Source organism: Bacillus sp. 7894-2, assembly GCF_002272225.1.
In the GTDB taxonomy this organism is placed as follows: Bacteria; Bacillota; Bacilli; order Bacillales; family Cytobacillaceae; genus Cytobacillus.
Genome location: NZ_NPDG01000166.1, coordinates 1 through 1252, shown reverse-complemented (window position 1 = coordinate 1252; position 1252 = coordinate 1). Strand labels below are relative to the sequence as shown.

The following is a 1252-nucleotide window of genomic DNA, read 5'->3' as shown; positions in this document are numbered from 1 at the left end:
ATACATACCATTATCAAACTAATTCCAATAGGGATTAGTTTTTTTTGTTTTTGGCTCTGTTAAAGTTTAATGTTGTTATTAATTATTAAATGGAACTTCCACAAATTAGGAAGTTCCATTTAATAATATTCTGCAATTAAGAAGTTTTTAATAGCTGTTCTTTATTTGCTACCAAGTGATTGATAATTTCTTGAATTTGAGGTTCATAGCTGCGAATGGTTTCTTCATTCGGTATGGATTTTCTCTGAAGAAACTCTTTCCATTCCATTTCAAGATGTTCTAATTTTTTCCCATAGACCGCATGTATTTCATCAGTTAAATTCGGGCGGTCATATATTTTCACAAACTTTTCCATGCCATATTGATTAATAAGAAAATCTGAGAATGAAGCAGATTCAATATACCCCAACCACCTTAAAGAATAGGAATCTTTATTTAAATTTGAATGAGTGAAAATTTTTTCCTCTCTCAGCAACGTTTCCAGAGGAATGCTGATCCCTCGTGTCATTAAATATTTCATAATACCGTGCACATCTTCATGAAAATTGGGGAATGCTCCTCTGTCTGAATACGAATCCTGCATAAAAATCGCAAGACCTTCCTGTGTCACATGTCCTTCAGTGTAACCCAATATGACATGGGTAAGTTCGTGGATAAGAGGATAATTTCCTTCTTTCACCCAGTAGAGGTGAATGGTGTTGTCGCTCGCATAGCTTACCTTCTTCTCATCATAGAGGTGTAAATAGATTTTTGATGGGGAAGACAACGATACATTTTCTTTTTTCAGTGCAGTGTAAAAGGAAAGAGTTTCCTCTTTTATTTGCTTTAAAGTTGCTTCGGAAAAACTTCCTTTATTGAAAATATTTATTTCTATTTCTCCATCTTCCGTTTTAAATTTCTGAAAGTCATTATCTTGTGAAGAAGACTTTTTATCGGATGCATCTGAATCTGTTTTATGGTCGCTGCACCCAGTAAGAATCAACAGTATCAAAAATACAAAAGAACCAAATTTTTTATATCTGCTCAACATTCTTCTCTCCCACTTTCTTTAGAAAATATTGCTACATGAAAATTCTATCTTCATAATCCTTATGTAAAAAAACATCTAATTCTAATACGGTTTAACTTGGATTAGTTTCAATATTCCTGCAATTTTAGGTATTCTTTACCTGCGTCCTACCTTAAATTAAGATGTTTGTTTTAAACTACAACATTATTTTAAATCCATATATCCTATTAAACTAAACTGCTT

At 32.3% G+C, this 1252-nt stretch carries 1 protein-coding gene; it reads right to left on the bottom strand.

Annotation, left to right across the window (positions count from 1 at the left end; all coding sequences use genetic code 11):
- Positions 1-136: 136 nt before the first annotated feature.
- On the bottom strand, positions 137-1030 hold the full coding sequence (locus tag CHI10_RS21960) for a gluzincin family metallopeptidase (RefSeq protein WP_095246262.1): 894 nt from the start codon (positions 1028-1030) through the stop codon (positions 137-139).
- Positions 1031-1252 lie beyond the last annotated feature (222 nt).